This is a genomic window from Pseudomonas sp. 5Vm1k (assembly GCF_056161485.1).
In genome coordinates, this window is sequence record NZ_JBSPCZ010000021.1 from 18,668 (window position 1) to 32,024 (window position 13,357).

Genomic DNA, 13,357 nt, shown 5'->3' on the forward strand with positions numbered 1-13,357 from the left:
CATTTTTTCCGTCATTGTCTACTCCCAGAAAGGTTCACTATTGGGTAGCGATGAAATCCAGATTGCCCTCTGGACCGGTTCTTTCCTTTACTTCATGGGTGCTATCGGCATTGATTGCCTTATTTGGCTCCACAGCAAAAGCACCAGCCACGACGGTAGCGAGTTCAACCGCATAGACGGCATGCTTCGCTTCAAACGCCGTTTTCGTCGTCTCTTTGTTGCTCCTTTTGAAGAGTTCGACCCAGTGATGCAACTGCTGCCCAGCGGTTATGGTTCCCATGACTATGCCCTGTGGCTGCACCACCGCTATACCGACAACAAGATTTGTCTGGCCACCAAGGTCCACGCCTTGGGCCTCGACCAGGTGAATGCACTGGCCTTCTGGGATTGCCTGCAACGTTATATGGATGTCACGCAACCGTTGCCGGACCTGCCAGTACTGGAACAAAGTCGTCACCTTGACCCAGTAACTGTCGCCTACGACGCCAAAACAGGCCGTAACCCACGGCGCTGGCGCGACCAGTCGGAAAAGGGTTGGTTGGCTACAGGTCTGAAGCAGCTGACGCAACAGTTGCAGCAATACCCTTGGCAAAAGCAGCCCTGCATCATCAAGGCTCGCATTGATCCTTCTCTGAGCATCGAAGCTTACTACCGCGCGCAGGAAGCCAAAGGCATCCAGGCGACACCGAAGGCCGATGACTTTGATGAAGTTCATCGCGGTTGAGCGTAAAAATTTAAAAGGGACAGATTTATTTTCTTAAAAAACATGAACACTGCAGCATCTGAAACAGTTCAATACGGCATCGCGGCTTTCAATAGCCGCGTTATTCCCACCTTGCCTTCTCACAAATGGCCTAACGGCTCGAGGCGTTCTGGATTATTTCGGACAGCACTTCATTGGGGGAACTACGCTAATCGTGAGCCTTGGCAGGACGTAGGTGCACAACTACAAGCGGGTGTTAATAATTATCCAACAACTAATTGCAACACAGACCTTTACGTAAGCAATCAACGCCGGCGCTTTGACACCACAAACAAAATTCAAATACTAATTCCATTTCTAAAGTGGAGCTGCATTGCCTTTATACCTTGGATTATCTGGACTTTGGTTATGTCAGGGGCAATCTCAGCCCCTCTAGATAACCTAATGAAAAACCAGAGCACCTATCTTTCTATGGCGATCGCCTCGACCATCCCTTTACTGGCCCTTGTGATGATGGGATTTAGTTCATGGTTCATGTGGTCTGACAGCCCGAAATATAAAAAATATTTAGCTCAGATGTTTTTGGGTATTGGAATATGCGCTACAGCCTCTGTCGTTGACTATGGCAATCCTGTTTATGGTGAAAATCTTTTGATAGGAAGCGTGGCCATGGCGCTCACCGTTTTCATGGGGCTGATCGGCTGGGACTATTTGTTTGGTCTCTACCTACGAGTATTCCAACATGACGGAAGCGAATTCAATCGGCAAACAGGTATGGTCAACGTAGCTCGCCGCTTTCGCCCTGCCTTCACGGCACCGTTTTATGAGTTCGATGCGACCATGGAAATGCGACCAGGTCCTCACGGCAATAGCAGCATGACCCTCTGGTTGCACCATCGCTATAGCGACTTTGAGATATTTCTTGGAGGCAAGATTCAATCGCTGGGAATGAGTCGTGAAGAATGCTTGGCGTTCTGGGATACATTACAGCGATATATGGATGTAAGTCAGCCAATGCCAGAATTACCAATCCTTGAACAATTCCGTCATCTTGATCCGACCACTGAGGCTCAAGATAAGCTGTCCAAACGCCCCCCACGCCGTTGGCGTGATACTAAATATAAAGTTTGGGATCGCACTGAGCGGCCGGCCATGATGCAGAGAAACTTACAGTACCCTTGGCAAAGCCAAGCGTGCATTTTAGTTGCCAGAATCGATCCCACACTTAGCGTCGAGGCTTACTATCGCGCTCAAGAGGCGAAAGGCATTCACTCAACGCCGAAGGCAGACGATTACGACAATATTCATCGTGGTTAAATTAAACATACGAAGTAAGAGCACTAGCATATTAGGGACAGATTTATTTTCTGAGCAGTCTTCTAGCAGGAAATCGCGCAAGAATAAATCCCCCCTTTTGCGGAAGTCCAAAAATCCGTTTCGCCGTTATCTCAGTCAACCGTCGTTTGCCATCGGAGAGTTTGCGGTGGGATATCGCCCCAGCCTTTTGCTAATCGAAACCACTGAATTCTCTGTATGACCGTACAAATGGATACCCCGTACGCTGCCAATGCTTATCGCAGCAACAGTCATCAACCTTTGCCACCGCAAAAATGGGCGGAAGATGCCAATCGCTCAGAAACCTTTGACACCCATCTCGCCTTTGGTCACTACGCCAATCTGGAACCGGCGATGGAGGTCACTACCCAGTTGCAAGGTGACGAGCACACGCGCTACCAACGGCAGCAGGAGCAAGGAAAAAAGGAAGAAGTTTACTGCGATGCTAAAAGCTGGCGCTTTCAAAACTCAAGCAAAATCCCACATCTATTGTTTTTACTAAAGTTGATGAGTTTTCCTTTCATTTGGGTCATCTGGGGGACTTGGATTTTGAGCGCCCTTCTCCCCGGACCAGAGGTAGCCAAGTATTTGCGAGACTCATCGTTACTACTTTTAGTAGTGGTATTTATCCTTCTATCATTTGGCTCATTAACGCTTTATATGACAGGAAAAAAGATAGTTCACCACGTACAAATTATCGGCTTTATTGTTTGCGCCGGAATCGTATTTAGGATGACTGGATCACTATGGGGCCATGATCAACTGCAAGTAGCCCTATGGATCGGCGCCTTCCTCTACTTCATGGGAGCCATCGGTTTTGACGCCCTACTCTGGCTCCACAGCAAAATCACCACCCACGACGGCAGCGAGTTCAACCGCATAGACGGCATGCTTCGCTTCAAGCGGCGTTTCCGCCGACTCTTCGTTGCGCCTTTTGAGGAGTTCGACCCAGTGTTGCAACTGCTGCCCAGCGGTTATGGTTCCCATGACTATGCCCTGTGGCTGCACCACCGCTATACCGACAACAAGATTTGTCTGGTCACCAAGGTCCACGCCTTGGGCCTCGACCAGGTGAATGCACTGGCCTTCTGGGATTGCCTGCAGCGTTACATGGACGTCACGCAACCGCTGCCGGACCTGCCAGTACTGGAACAAAGTCGTCATCTCGACCCGGTAACTGTCACCTACGACGCCAAAACGGGCCGTAACCCACGACGCTGGCGCGACCAGTCAGAAAAGGGTTGGCTGGCAACAGGTCTCAAGCAGCTGACCCAACAGTTGCAGCAATACCCTTGGCAAAAACAGCCCTGCATCATCAGGGCTCGCATTGATCCGTCTCTGAGTATCGAAGCGTACTACCGCGCGCAGGAAGCCAAAGGCATTCAAGCGACACCTAAGGCCGATGACTTTGATGATGTTCATCGCGGTTAAGCGTAAAGCAGACAGATTTATTTTCTTTAGTCGGGCTACACAGCGCACCCCGGAAGATTTCCTGCAAGGAGCAGTAAGCATTGAAACCCACAACCATGAAAAACTCGATACGACGCCGACACTGCGCCCTCTTTGCCGCCATCCTGCTATCGACCTGCACCGCCGCCTGGGCGGTACCGGCGAATCAGGCAAAAGCGCAGGCACCCAGTTCCACGCAACTAATGCACGAGGCACAACGCCTGAGCGGCGAAAATTCACTGGCAGAGGCCACGGTCGCCGCCCGGGCGGCCATGGAGGCGGGCCGCAAGGGTGGCGCCATGGATTTCACGGACCTCGAGGCGGGTGTGTTGCTCGTCAATCTGCTGCATCAGCAGAAGAGATACGAAGAGGCCCGGAAAGCCGCCGAAGAGCAGATAGCGTATTGGGAGCGGCAAGCAGCCTCTGTCGGGTCGACTAACAGGCGCGACACGCGCATCACGAACATGTTGGGCCTGGCCATTGAGGCAAGCATGATGGCGGGTGAAAGAGCCGAGGTCGTACGCCTGGAGGAAAAGCTTTTTGCGGCCGTCAGTCCCTATCCCGGTCTATGGCGGTTGTCGCCGGACGAGCCGCGCTTGCGTTACGAATTGGCTGACTTCTCGATGCCACTCCTGCTGGGGCAGTGGAAACTGGCGAAGTTTGAGCCCGCAGAAAAACGCGATGCCACTACCCTCCTCCTCTATACGCAGGAGTTGGCAAACGGCCGCCTGAGCGCCGAGATTTCGCTGGCTTATGACGAAGCTCAACGCAAATACACCGCATCGCAACGCCAGGATTGGCTCAAGCCCTATCAGGAACAGCGTGAAGTTCGGGCGGTTGCATCGGCGATGCCTGACCTCCCCTTCGCCGACCTGGCTTCCGTCAAACTGGGGAGGCAAGAGGAGTGTGACGGCGAGCAATGCACCAATATTCGTTGGACGGCGCTGCGCGGCGACTGGCGCATGGACATCGATGTGGTGTTCAAATCGCGGGACGAAGCCCAGGCCGTTGAGCAGATGCAAAAGTTGTTCGCGGCGCTGAAATGGCAAAGCGCACCACCGCTGTTCCGCGACCGCACGATGGCCGAGCAGACCCAAGACATGGATTCAAACTGGGAGCTTCCGGGCGGCGAGTCCAACGCTGCGGAACTGGCGGAACAGGCGTTGCCCGACGCCATTTTCCCGGAGGAAGTGGCGCGCGTGCAGACACTTATCGGCGTGTCGCAGTACCGGCACGGCGCCCTGGATGCCGCGCGCCGCTCGCTGGGTTTGGCCGTGCCTGCCTGGGAGTATGGTTTTACCTATCAACTTCTCTATAGCACCGCGCTGGATTACGCCGCTGATATCGCCTACCGCCAAGGCAGAACTCAAGAGGCCGTCGCCCTGAACCGGACGCTCATCGAATGGCAGAAAAGCGATGCTACGCTCGGCTGGATAGTGCCGAAGGATGAAAATGCGCTGGTTAACAGCTCAATAGGCATACATCTACCCTTGCGCGTAGGCGACTACCGCCTGAGATTGGGTACGGAATATCGTTTCTATTACGAAAATCTGCAAACAGGGGCACAACTTGGCCTTACCGTGGGTTCGGCCCAGACATCGGACGAAAAGCTTGAATCAATACTGCGTTCGTTCATGTCGGAAACGCTGGGACTGCAAGCCGGGGATGTGCGCAGGACGAAGTTTTCGCCCAAGTCGGCCGAGCCCGCAAAGTCGCAAGCAACCGGCCAGAAATGGGAGTTCGATGTTACGAAGCTGCCTGGCGATGAAGGTCCCGTATCCGACGACTTCGTTGCTGGCGTCCAGCGCAAGACGCCCATAAAGATGGCGTTCTGGATCGTGGACCGCGAGGGGGAACGGTCGTTACTAAGGGCGCCAATCATGGGCGGTGAGCAAACCAGGAATGAGGCAAATCAGATCGCACAAGCGCTGTCCTGGTAGCGACGGACGACAGCCTATCGCGAAAAATAAATCCGTCGCCTTTTGCTCTCCTTGCCAGCCCATCCCGGCAGGCCGGTAAGCCAAATATCAAACGGCAGCTGGCGTGCCTTTGGGGTCAAGATTGACCATCAGGGGCTTGGTCGCACTTCTGATCATCGGCCCCAATATCAGGTTACTGCCGATCAGCACCACCACGGCCACCAGCACCAGGGTGTCGGACTTCAGGAAACCGAGAAAAGTACCGCCGAACACACACACCGATAGCAAGCCACTGAGCATCATGGCCAACATCATGGGTTTGGCAGGGTTATCGAAACCCAGGAAGCGCTGCTTTTCCACAGCCGATATCACCAGTTCGGCCTTGCAACCCTTGCACGCAATGGGGTGGTCTTCGCGCAACAGCGTTTGCTGTTTCTTGCCGATGGGAAATTCCTTTTCACAGGCGTTGCAGTGGACTTTCATGCCAATGATATTTGCGCGAGAGGAGCTCATCTTGATCCTTAAGATTGGGGGAAAACATTGCCGCCGACACCTCACAGGTGCGCGGCGGCGGATTGTTGCATGTTTGAGCAAGGCCAACAGGCTTACCTGTCGTCCGTGTCCCAACGATTAGTCCGGCTGATCACCTATGCAATCAGGCAGATTGGGGCCGATCTCGATCATGGCCGCCGACACCGTGGGGTAGGTTCGGCCACCCCAATCCAGAGGTCCGCCAGCATTGACCAGGTCGTAGATTTCGCTTTCGCCAATCAGTTGGCCGTTGCGATGATCGTACAGGCGAAAAAAAGCCGGAATTTCCCAGCGTGCGAACCAATAGACTTCTGCCTCCGGGTCCGGGAAGGCCATTGGGTGCAAGAACCAAGGCAAGAGCCAGAAAGGTTGAAATTGCTGAACGCGATAACACCCGTTGGGGCTGATGTCAGGGGCGCCGACTGGCTTCGCCAGGCCCTTTTCCCACCACTGCGACGCGGCCCACAGCCCGGCGCAGAACAGGGGCATACAGAGCCAAAACCGTTGGCGTCGGGTCAGTCTTTTCATCTTCAGATATCCATATCAATCTGCCGAGCCGCGTCTTTTCAACGTAGCGTGGCATCGGCAAAAAAAGGCCGCGCAGTTTACCTTATATAAGTTGCACAGCGAGCCTCCTCAATGCCAGAGTTGCCCGCCTTAATCGCGAGAACTACATCTGTTCCCTTTTTCGACGTGCCGGAATAATGAGATACAAACAATGGACTCAACAAACATCGCCGCTATCTGGACCGCAAACACCGGATGGGAATTATCTACGCTTCGAGATGTAGTGTGTCCGCAGTACTCCGAAGACGGTGATTGCCTGGGGTCCGATTTCAGCAGGGCCTTCTCGCTTGGTTTTGTTGACGATGACAAGGTCGAAGCCAATACAGTCGAGCTGACGAATTCGCTAACAGATGCCATGGGGGGTTTTTCATACGACCTTCAAATTGTTTCGGACATGGTAACCAAAATACTCACTCCGATTGCGGAGCCTATCGATACGCTCGTTGTAATTTACGACATCTCCTTCTCAGGCGCCCCTGACAGGGGCACCATTAGAAACAAAACATTTGTATACCGGGGAAGCTTTAATTACTAAGTCAAGACTCAGCATATTCAATTACCCGAGCACAGAATAGATGAAGATAACAATACTAAAAATAATCGAACCAACCGCCCTCGGTGCTTATGTAGAATTTTCTACGCCCTTTGGGGTTGGCTCATCATATTTTGTTTGCTCTGATCTGAAAGAAAACCAGTCTCACGATGTCGAAATAAATATTGATGACCATTTAGTTTGGGATAAAAATATCATCCCTTCAAACAAAACGTCTCCCTCAGTAAACTTCCACGCAGGAAAACTATACATCACAGCTCAATTGATCAGTGGTGAGGAAGAGGATTGCACGGCACTCAGCATTGACAATTCTATTATACTCATATCGTTAGATACAAAAGGTCCACCCCTTATATTTGTTGATATCATTGCGCAGAAAACATCGTTATACCCGACAAATACCTAACCGGGTTTTTAGCTCTTAAGCGCGTTTCATTACTGGTAGCCGAGGCCATTAGCATGACAAGGATACATAGAAGCGCGGCAATAAAAATATTAATTAACGAAGCATTTAACGCTCTCACTCATGACGCACGTGAATCCTGCATATTAAACTGGTGGGGGATCAGCGAAAGCGACCTTGAATTTCCTTTGTTATCGAAAGAATTACAACATGAGCTTCTCTCAAATGAAGAGCCACCGATTGACACTCAGAATAATATGTATGACGAGTTGATTTTCGTTGCGCTGTCCTCTGAATACCAAGGTGTGACGAATGTCTATATAAGTGACATGTTGAATAAAATTGGCGAGGATACATATGAAGTCGACGGGGCTGTTGAGGTACTGGAAGCCTGCCCCTGCTGTGGTTTTCACACACTGTCATCAACATCAAACTATGATATTTGCAGACTTTGTTCGTGGGAGGATGATGGATTGAAAGATGACAAGACCTATAGCGGTCCAAATCGCATGACGCTTGGAGAAGCAAAGAAGCTATTCATGGAGGACATGAATGCATTACCTTTAAATAAATGGGCCAAATCAGCTTAAAGTAAAAATCACATATCAATGGATGATTTCATGAAGATACAACTCGACATAACAGAAGCCTTTGGCACCATTGACTACGTAAACGCCGGGGGACTCACTACCTACATCGATATAGCCCTGACGGAACAGCTTCTTGTAAAGAATTCTCAGTCATGACCAAGATAAGTATTGCTTCTGCAGTCCCAAGCCGTGACCTCGAGGTTGCAAGCTTTTTGCACCAGCGCTTGGACGATCTGGGTCAGTACTCAATTTCCGAAACAGAACTGCTGAGTGCTTTGAATTCAAAACAAGAGAGAAAAAAAATGGTGAAGAAAATGAAATCTAACTGGCGTTCTTTGGGGGTTACACAAGGATCGTCGGTTGATACTGACACGATAGCTCAAGTTGAAACGCTGCTATGCGTGGTTTTCCCCGATTTATATTTAGACCTGGTCAAATACGCTGACGAAGCTTCACCAGAATTATCCTCATTCCCATATGGCAACGCAGTCACCTGCATAAGCGAGTTTTTCTCGTTCTCCCCGGCGTTAAAGGCTGGCACTATTGTTTGGCACACGAGAGTTGCTGGACTGCCAGCAGGATGGGTGCCCATTGCCAGGGATGCTGGCAATTATCTTATTTGTCTGAATTTCAATACACTCTGCACCACTGTCGAGATTTTCGATCCAACATCCGGCAAGACATTCTTTGTCGCTAACAGCTTCGACGATTTTGTTAGCTTATGGCGAGAGTAGAAAGGGGAACGACGTCAATGATCAGTAACTTCGAAAAAGCGTTAAAGCGAGACGAACTGCCGGATTACTTCAGGGGGATCGGTATCTACTTCACGAGGGATCCGGACTGGGGAACTCAGTTGCACGCACTTAACTGGCAGGGGCTTTGCGGTTTTCTAAAAATGCAAGAACATCCCGAGAGCATACTGAAAAATGCGTTTATTAAATATGTAATCACTGTAGCGAACCACGTAGAGGACGCGATCGATCTACTGGAAAATATTGGCTGTTATTATTATTTGCGCAGAAAGACTTCTGCATTATCTGCAAACGGTTTCGACTTGGTTCGTGACTTACCCGTAAAAGCAAAGCAAACCCTATCCGAAGCCATCAAATTCTTGAACAAGGAGCTTACCCGCTCCAACAACAAACAGGGTATTGATCTTTACAACCGGACGGTAGAAAAGCTCATTAAAGATGCACCCCAAGAAACCTTAAAAGATCTCAGCCTTGAAAAAATCCAAGTAAATCATTGATGCAGGTGTACCTATCAATGAAAACCACATTCGAAATAGCCATAGACAAACATGAAATACCCGACTTTTTCAAAGGAAACGGCATTTACTTCGCCAAGGGCTCCGACTGGGGTGATCATCTTCACATAAATAACTGGCAAGGGATGTGCAGCATTCTCAAGATGCAGAACGCTTCACAGCATTTTCTGACGACCCTATTCGAAGAATACGTAAGCAGCCTAAAAGAAAACTACGAAGATGCTGATGGATTACTTTCAAATATCAGAGCTTATTACATCGCCCGACGGATGTTTCCATTTCTATCATCAAAAGACTACGACTTAATGGAAAGCCTTGATAAGAAAAGCCTTTCAATAACAGGACGCTTGTTTAGACTTCTCAGACAGGTGCACGATATAAAAAACAAAGACCTCTCCACCTATTCTTTTGACCAACAAATCCAAAGATTGGTAACGTATGGCTGCAACCTCGACCTTGAAAGTCTTTAAACCATTAAAAACTTATCAAGTCTGGTATCGCCCCCAAGTGAAGTACATGTATCAATTGAAACATCCCACCGTATGGAGGAATCCGATAAGGCTACCCAATGTTTAATCTGGCTTTTTGACGGCTACGCAGGTTGAATACCCCCCATTTACGCTAGACGCATTGCCGTCGGCGAGTAAAACCGGATCACCACCCAGCAAAGGAATGACCCTTGTTTACCATCGCACGCCCCCTCGCCCTGCTTTTGGCGTTGTCCGTTTCTCTGGATGCCGCGGCATTGTCACTTCGATCAGAAAAACGCGCCGACGGTGCAACCGTGCTGCTGCTCTCCAATGCGCCCGCCGCCGCGCGGCCGCCTCAGCTCAATGAAGATCCGGCGATACGCGCGGCGTTGGTTGATTTCATCGGTTACGCCACTGGCAGCTACACCCTCGACGGCAGTTTGATCGTGTCGCAAATACTCGATGCCCTGGATTCAGAATTCACGACATTTGAGGAAGGTGTGCCGGCCGGACGCAAGATGCTGACCGCCATGGATGACGGTAACCACGGCGACGAGCGCGGCGCTCTGTTGTTGGATGAAAAGGGTCAGTTGATCGCCGTTGGGCTGGTCAATGGGCATTGCACCGTCAAATCACCTACAGAGACGTTGTCCTGCAACCCGGGTCCTGAAACCGTATTGACGATTTTCCAGGCCAAAGGCGCGAAGAAGAGCGACGCTGATCCGATCATCGTCTGGAGCAAGCAGTTGCCGCCGTTGGTAGCGTATTGGGCTGAAAGTGAAGATCCCGAAACACGCGCCAAGGCGCAGAAGATCGGCTCGGTCGAATACATCACAACTGACCCGAAAAAACCGTCCTGGAATACCTCGCAATTGCCTTCTGACTTTCCGAAAGCGATGCTCCCACTGCTTCCGGTAAATTCCTTTCTATCGGGCGTTGGTGTCGATGGGGCTTACATTTCACCGGGCATCAAAGGTGCGCCAATGGAGGGTATGTTCGACCAGATTGACGGCCGCCCCCAACATGATTTCGAGGTCATGTTGCAGACGTATATGCCGTTCGCCGACGTTTTGAAGTTTTACCAGCAGCAAGCTAAAGGCGCCGCGTTACAAGCGAATGATGAAAAGGCACGGATTGACGGCGTTGCTGGCGGCGGCACCTACAAAATCGAGATCAAGGATAGTGAGGATGAGGGAACATCCATCACTTTTTCCGGTTGGAGAAAAGAGGTCTAAGTCCCTCCAAATCCAAAGCACAAAAAACGGGTGATCTTATGATCACCCGTTTTTTTATATTTCGATCGGCATTTCAACTAACGCATCATCCACTGCGTACTTCACCACTACCCGATTCCTGTAAAGCCGTTCACTGCGCACCAACTGACTTTCCTGTCCCTTGGTCCGCACATCCCGCCATATCTCGTTCTCTCGAAACACCCGGCCACCGTCGCGCACAAATCGATGCGCCAGTTGATAAACGTGATACCGAAATTCCCTTACCCGCTCACATAACAACTCCCCTTCCAACTGTTGCTCGCCAACATTTAGCTTCAACTGAAAATGCAGATCCGTCGGGTTATGCAACACCAAATCAACATAGTTATAAAAAATTGCCGCCCCTGAACCGAAAGGCAACACTCGCCCCTCATCAGGAAACGGATCAAAGCTGTGATTGGAACGCTCAACCACCACCAGCGGCGAGTGAATAGCCATCCAGTGAATGAGGTTGCTCAACTGGCAGATCCCGCCACCGACGCCCGTACGCGCTTCGCCGAACGACAGTTCCATGCCTTCGACATAGCCGCGTTTTCGAGTCGGTCGGCCCACCAACCGGCAAAAGGACAAATATTCACCGGGACCAATGACGACGCCATCTATAGCGGCCACCGCCAACTTCAGGTTTATGACTTTGTTATGTTGCAGTGCAATATCAGAGTTGCCGAGTTTGCGTATCAGCTTGGAGGTGTGTTTGAGGTAGCGAAACGGCAACCGGGTGCTGTCCAGCGACACGGCGTATGTGTTGCGGGAGAAGCGCCAGGCCAGTTGGCGGAACAGTCGTTTTTGCCACACGCGCAGCCAGTAGAGGGCCGGGTGGTAGAGGGAAAGTGGTTTCATCCGTGTCAGAACGGCGGCGGCCGTTTTCTTCCTTGAGTAAAAAGCCGCGCATCTTAACGTATTGGCGCAAGTGTGTGTCGCACTTAAAGAAGGTGTTCGCCCAGTGTAATGGCCTGGCAATCCATGCACCGGTAAAGAGCCCTGACACTGGGCGAACGTTGAGCATTTTAATAGAAGTCGATGAATATGTCCGTATACAGAAACAAGAAATTTATGGACACATCTTTAGTAGATATTTATCGATATCAGATTTACATACATCGAACTCACCAACTAGACCATTAAGGTGATTATTCTTATACAAAAAACTGTACAAGAATAATCACTCCATATAGAGCCAATACTCAACTTTCGTGTTGGCTGGTCACTTTCAGGATATCGGTGTAGGTCACGACAACACTTTGCCCGATTTTCAGATCCTTCAATTTCGCCTGAACTTCAGGTTTCAAAACGTCGACTGTTTTCGATTGCCCAGCCGGGTTCTCGAAGGTCACCTGATTTTTCTTGGTGTCGATGTGGGTGATTTTCAGCTGGACTTGCACCTGGCGGTAGGCTTCGCCGCCTGGGTTCGGGTTGTCTTTGGTGGCGCGGATTTCACCGTTGCGCTCGGTGGAGCCTGGCAGGCCTTTGTCGACGTCGGTGTCGAGGTAGGCGGCCACCGAGTGTGTCACTTCGACGTTAACTTGATCGCCGACTTTCAGGTTGCCGAGGTCTTTGGCCTTGTCGCTAAGTTGTACATGGACCTGACGGCCTTCGGCGCCTTCCAGGACAACCTGGTGTTTGGCGGCGTCGACGGCCAGGACTTTGGTGGTGACTTGATCGGCCTCTACGGCGGCGGACAATGGAATGTCGGCAGCGATGGCGCTGAGGCTGGCGGCGGACAGGAGCGTTGCGAGGGTGATGGCTTGGGCCAGTGCGTTGAGCTTCATAAACAGTACATTCCCTGTGATGGATGGCAGCGCACGGCGCTGGATCAAGGGTCCGCTCCGTGCGTGCCGATGAGCATAGACGCTGTTCAGGGAGTGTTCGCAGTTTCTTGCGCGGTGGATTCCCCGCTGTCGGTACCCTTGCTGTTTTCCTTGCGTTTGTTGGGATCGGTGGGGCGTAGGGCGTCGTTGTCGCGCTCGGTTTCACCCGGTGGACGGGGTTCGTCGGGGTGTTCGGATTCGGTGATGGGTTTCATGTGGGGTTCCTCAGGCTTCGGGGTCGTCGACTTCACGGGCGACGTTCACGGCGGGCGAGTCCTTGTGGGATTGCTCGGCCTTGGCTTTCAGGGTTTGCCATTGTTCGAGGTCGATGGCGCCCAGCCCCAGCAAGTCGTCGGCCACCCGCAGCAGTTCGGTGTAGTGGGCGTCGGGGGACTGCTGCCAGTAGGCCTTGTCATCGAACAAGCGCTGCCAGGTGGCGAGGTCCGGGGGTTTGAGGTCGTCGCTCATGGCGAACTCCTGCAGGGGTA

At 51.3% G+C, this 13,357-nt stretch carries 17 protein-coding genes; 11 read left to right on the forward strand and 6 right to left on the reverse strand.

What is annotated here, in order from left to right; all coding sequences use genetic code 11:
* Positions 1 to 94 precede the first annotated feature (94 nt).
* From ACWIKB_RS28510 to ACWIKB_RS28525, 4 genes are all read left to right on the forward strand, one after another.
* Positions 95 to 724 (forward strand): hypothetical protein, encoded by a 630-nt coding sequence (locus tag ACWIKB_RS28510; RefSeq protein ID WP_475270933.1) that lies wholly within the window; start codon positions 95 to 97, stop codon positions 722 to 724.
* 423 nt (positions 725 to 1,147) lie between these two features.
* Positions 1,148 to 2,020 (forward strand): hypothetical protein, encoded by an 873-nt coding sequence (locus ACWIKB_RS28515; protein WP_475270846.1) that lies wholly within the window; start codon positions 1,148 to 1,150, stop codon positions 2,018 to 2,020.
* A gap of 819 nt (positions 2,021 to 2,839) precedes the next feature.
* On the forward strand, positions 2,840 to 3,469 hold the full coding sequence (locus ACWIKB_RS28520; protein WP_475270934.1) for a hypothetical protein: 630 nt from the start codon (positions 2,840 to 2,842) through the stop codon (positions 3,467 to 3,469).
* Between the two features lie 80 nt (positions 3,470 to 3,549).
* Positions 3,550 to 5,427 (forward strand): hypothetical protein, encoded by a 1,878-nt coding sequence (locus ACWIKB_RS28525; protein WP_475270847.1) that lies wholly within the window; start codon positions 3,550 to 3,552, stop codon positions 5,425 to 5,427.
* A gap of 87 nt (positions 5,428 to 5,514) precedes the next feature.
* On the opposite strand, the gene ACWIKB_RS28530 is transcribed toward ACWIKB_RS28525, so the two are convergent.
* Together ACWIKB_RS28530 and ACWIKB_RS28535 are read right to left on the reverse strand one after the other, a co-directional pair.
* A complete protein-coding gene (locus tag ACWIKB_RS28530; protein WP_475270848.1) occupies positions 5,515 to 5,919 on the reverse strand; it encodes a hypothetical protein in 405 nt (134 codons plus the stop codon).
* A gap of 117 nt (positions 5,920 to 6,036) precedes the next feature.
* Positions 6,037 to 6,465: a hypothetical protein gene (locus ACWIKB_RS28535; RefSeq protein ID WP_475270849.1), complete on the reverse strand. Its 429-nt coding sequence runs from the start codon at positions 6,463 to 6,465 to the stop codon at positions 6,037 to 6,039.
* Positions 6,466 to 6,655: 190 nt separating this feature from the next.
* On the opposite strand from ACWIKB_RS28535, the gene ACWIKB_RS28540 reads away from it, so the two are divergent.
* The 7 genes from ACWIKB_RS28540 (at position 6,656) to ACWIKB_RS28570 (ending at position 11,022) form a co-directional block, all read left to right on the forward strand.
* Positions 6,656 to 7,039 carry an immunity 22 family protein gene (locus tag ACWIKB_RS28540; protein ID WP_475270850.1) on the forward strand — a complete coding sequence of 128 codons (384 nt, stop codon included), beginning with the start codon at positions 6,656 to 6,658 and terminating at the stop codon, positions 7,037 to 7,039.
* Positions 7,040 to 7,079: 40 nt separating this feature from the next.
* Positions 7,080 to 7,463 (forward strand): hypothetical protein, encoded by a 384-nt coding sequence (locus ACWIKB_RS28545; protein ID WP_475270851.1) that lies wholly within the window; start codon positions 7,080 to 7,082, stop codon positions 7,461 to 7,463.
* 53 nt (positions 7,464 to 7,516) lie between these two features.
* The gene (locus ACWIKB_RS28550) at positions 7,517 to 8,050 is read left to right on the forward strand and encodes a CPCC family cysteine-rich protein (RefSeq protein ID WP_475270853.1); all 534 of its coding nucleotides are present in this window, start codon (positions 7,517 to 7,519) and stop codon (positions 8,048 to 8,050) included.
* Positions 8,051 to 8,202: 152 nt separating this feature from the next.
* A complete protein-coding gene (locus ACWIKB_RS28555; protein WP_475270854.1) occupies positions 8,203 to 8,784 on the forward strand; it encodes an SMI1/KNR4 family protein in 582 nt (193 codons plus the stop codon).
* A 17-nt stretch (positions 8,785 to 8,801) separates the two neighbouring features.
* Positions 8,802 to 9,299, forward strand: a complete 498-nt coding sequence (locus ACWIKB_RS28560) for a hypothetical protein (protein ID WP_475270855.1) — start codon at positions 8,802 to 8,804, stop codon at positions 9,297 to 9,299.
* 17 nt (positions 9,300 to 9,316) lie between these two features.
* Complete coding sequence (locus ACWIKB_RS28565) at positions 9,317 to 9,787, forward strand: hypothetical protein (RefSeq protein WP_475270856.1); 471 nt, start codon at positions 9,317 to 9,319, stop codon at positions 9,785 to 9,787.
* A 209-nt stretch (positions 9,788 to 9,996) separates the two neighbouring features.
* Positions 9,997 to 11,022, forward strand: a complete 1,026-nt coding sequence (locus ACWIKB_RS28570) for a hypothetical protein (RefSeq protein WP_475270858.1) — start codon at positions 9,997 to 9,999, stop codon at positions 11,020 to 11,022.
* Between the two features lie 54 nt (positions 11,023 to 11,076).
* Here the strand turns inward: ACWIKB_RS28570 and ACWIKB_RS28575 are convergent, their stop codons facing one another.
* The 4 genes from ACWIKB_RS28575 to ACWIKB_RS28590 form a co-directional block, all read right to left on the reverse strand.
* Positions 11,077 to 11,901: a VanW family protein gene (locus tag ACWIKB_RS28575; RefSeq protein ID WP_475270859.1), complete on the reverse strand. Its 825-nt coding sequence runs from the start codon at positions 11,899 to 11,901 to the stop codon at positions 11,077 to 11,079.
* 344 nt (positions 11,902 to 12,245) lie between these two features.
* Complete coding sequence (locus ACWIKB_RS28580) at positions 12,246 to 12,830, reverse strand: hypothetical protein (protein ID WP_475270860.1); 585 nt, start codon at positions 12,828 to 12,830, stop codon at positions 12,246 to 12,248.
* Positions 12,831 to 12,916: 86 nt separating this feature from the next.
* Complete coding sequence (locus ACWIKB_RS28585) at positions 12,917 to 13,084, reverse strand: hypothetical protein (RefSeq protein WP_166655970.1); 168 nt, start codon at positions 13,082 to 13,084, stop codon at positions 12,917 to 12,919.
* Between the two features lie 10 nt (positions 13,085 to 13,094).
* A complete protein-coding gene (locus tag ACWIKB_RS28590) occupies positions 13,095 to 13,337 on the reverse strand; it encodes a hypothetical protein (RefSeq protein ID WP_475270863.1) in 243 nt (80 codons plus the stop codon).
* Between the last annotated feature and the right edge of the window lie 20 nt (positions 13,338 to 13,357).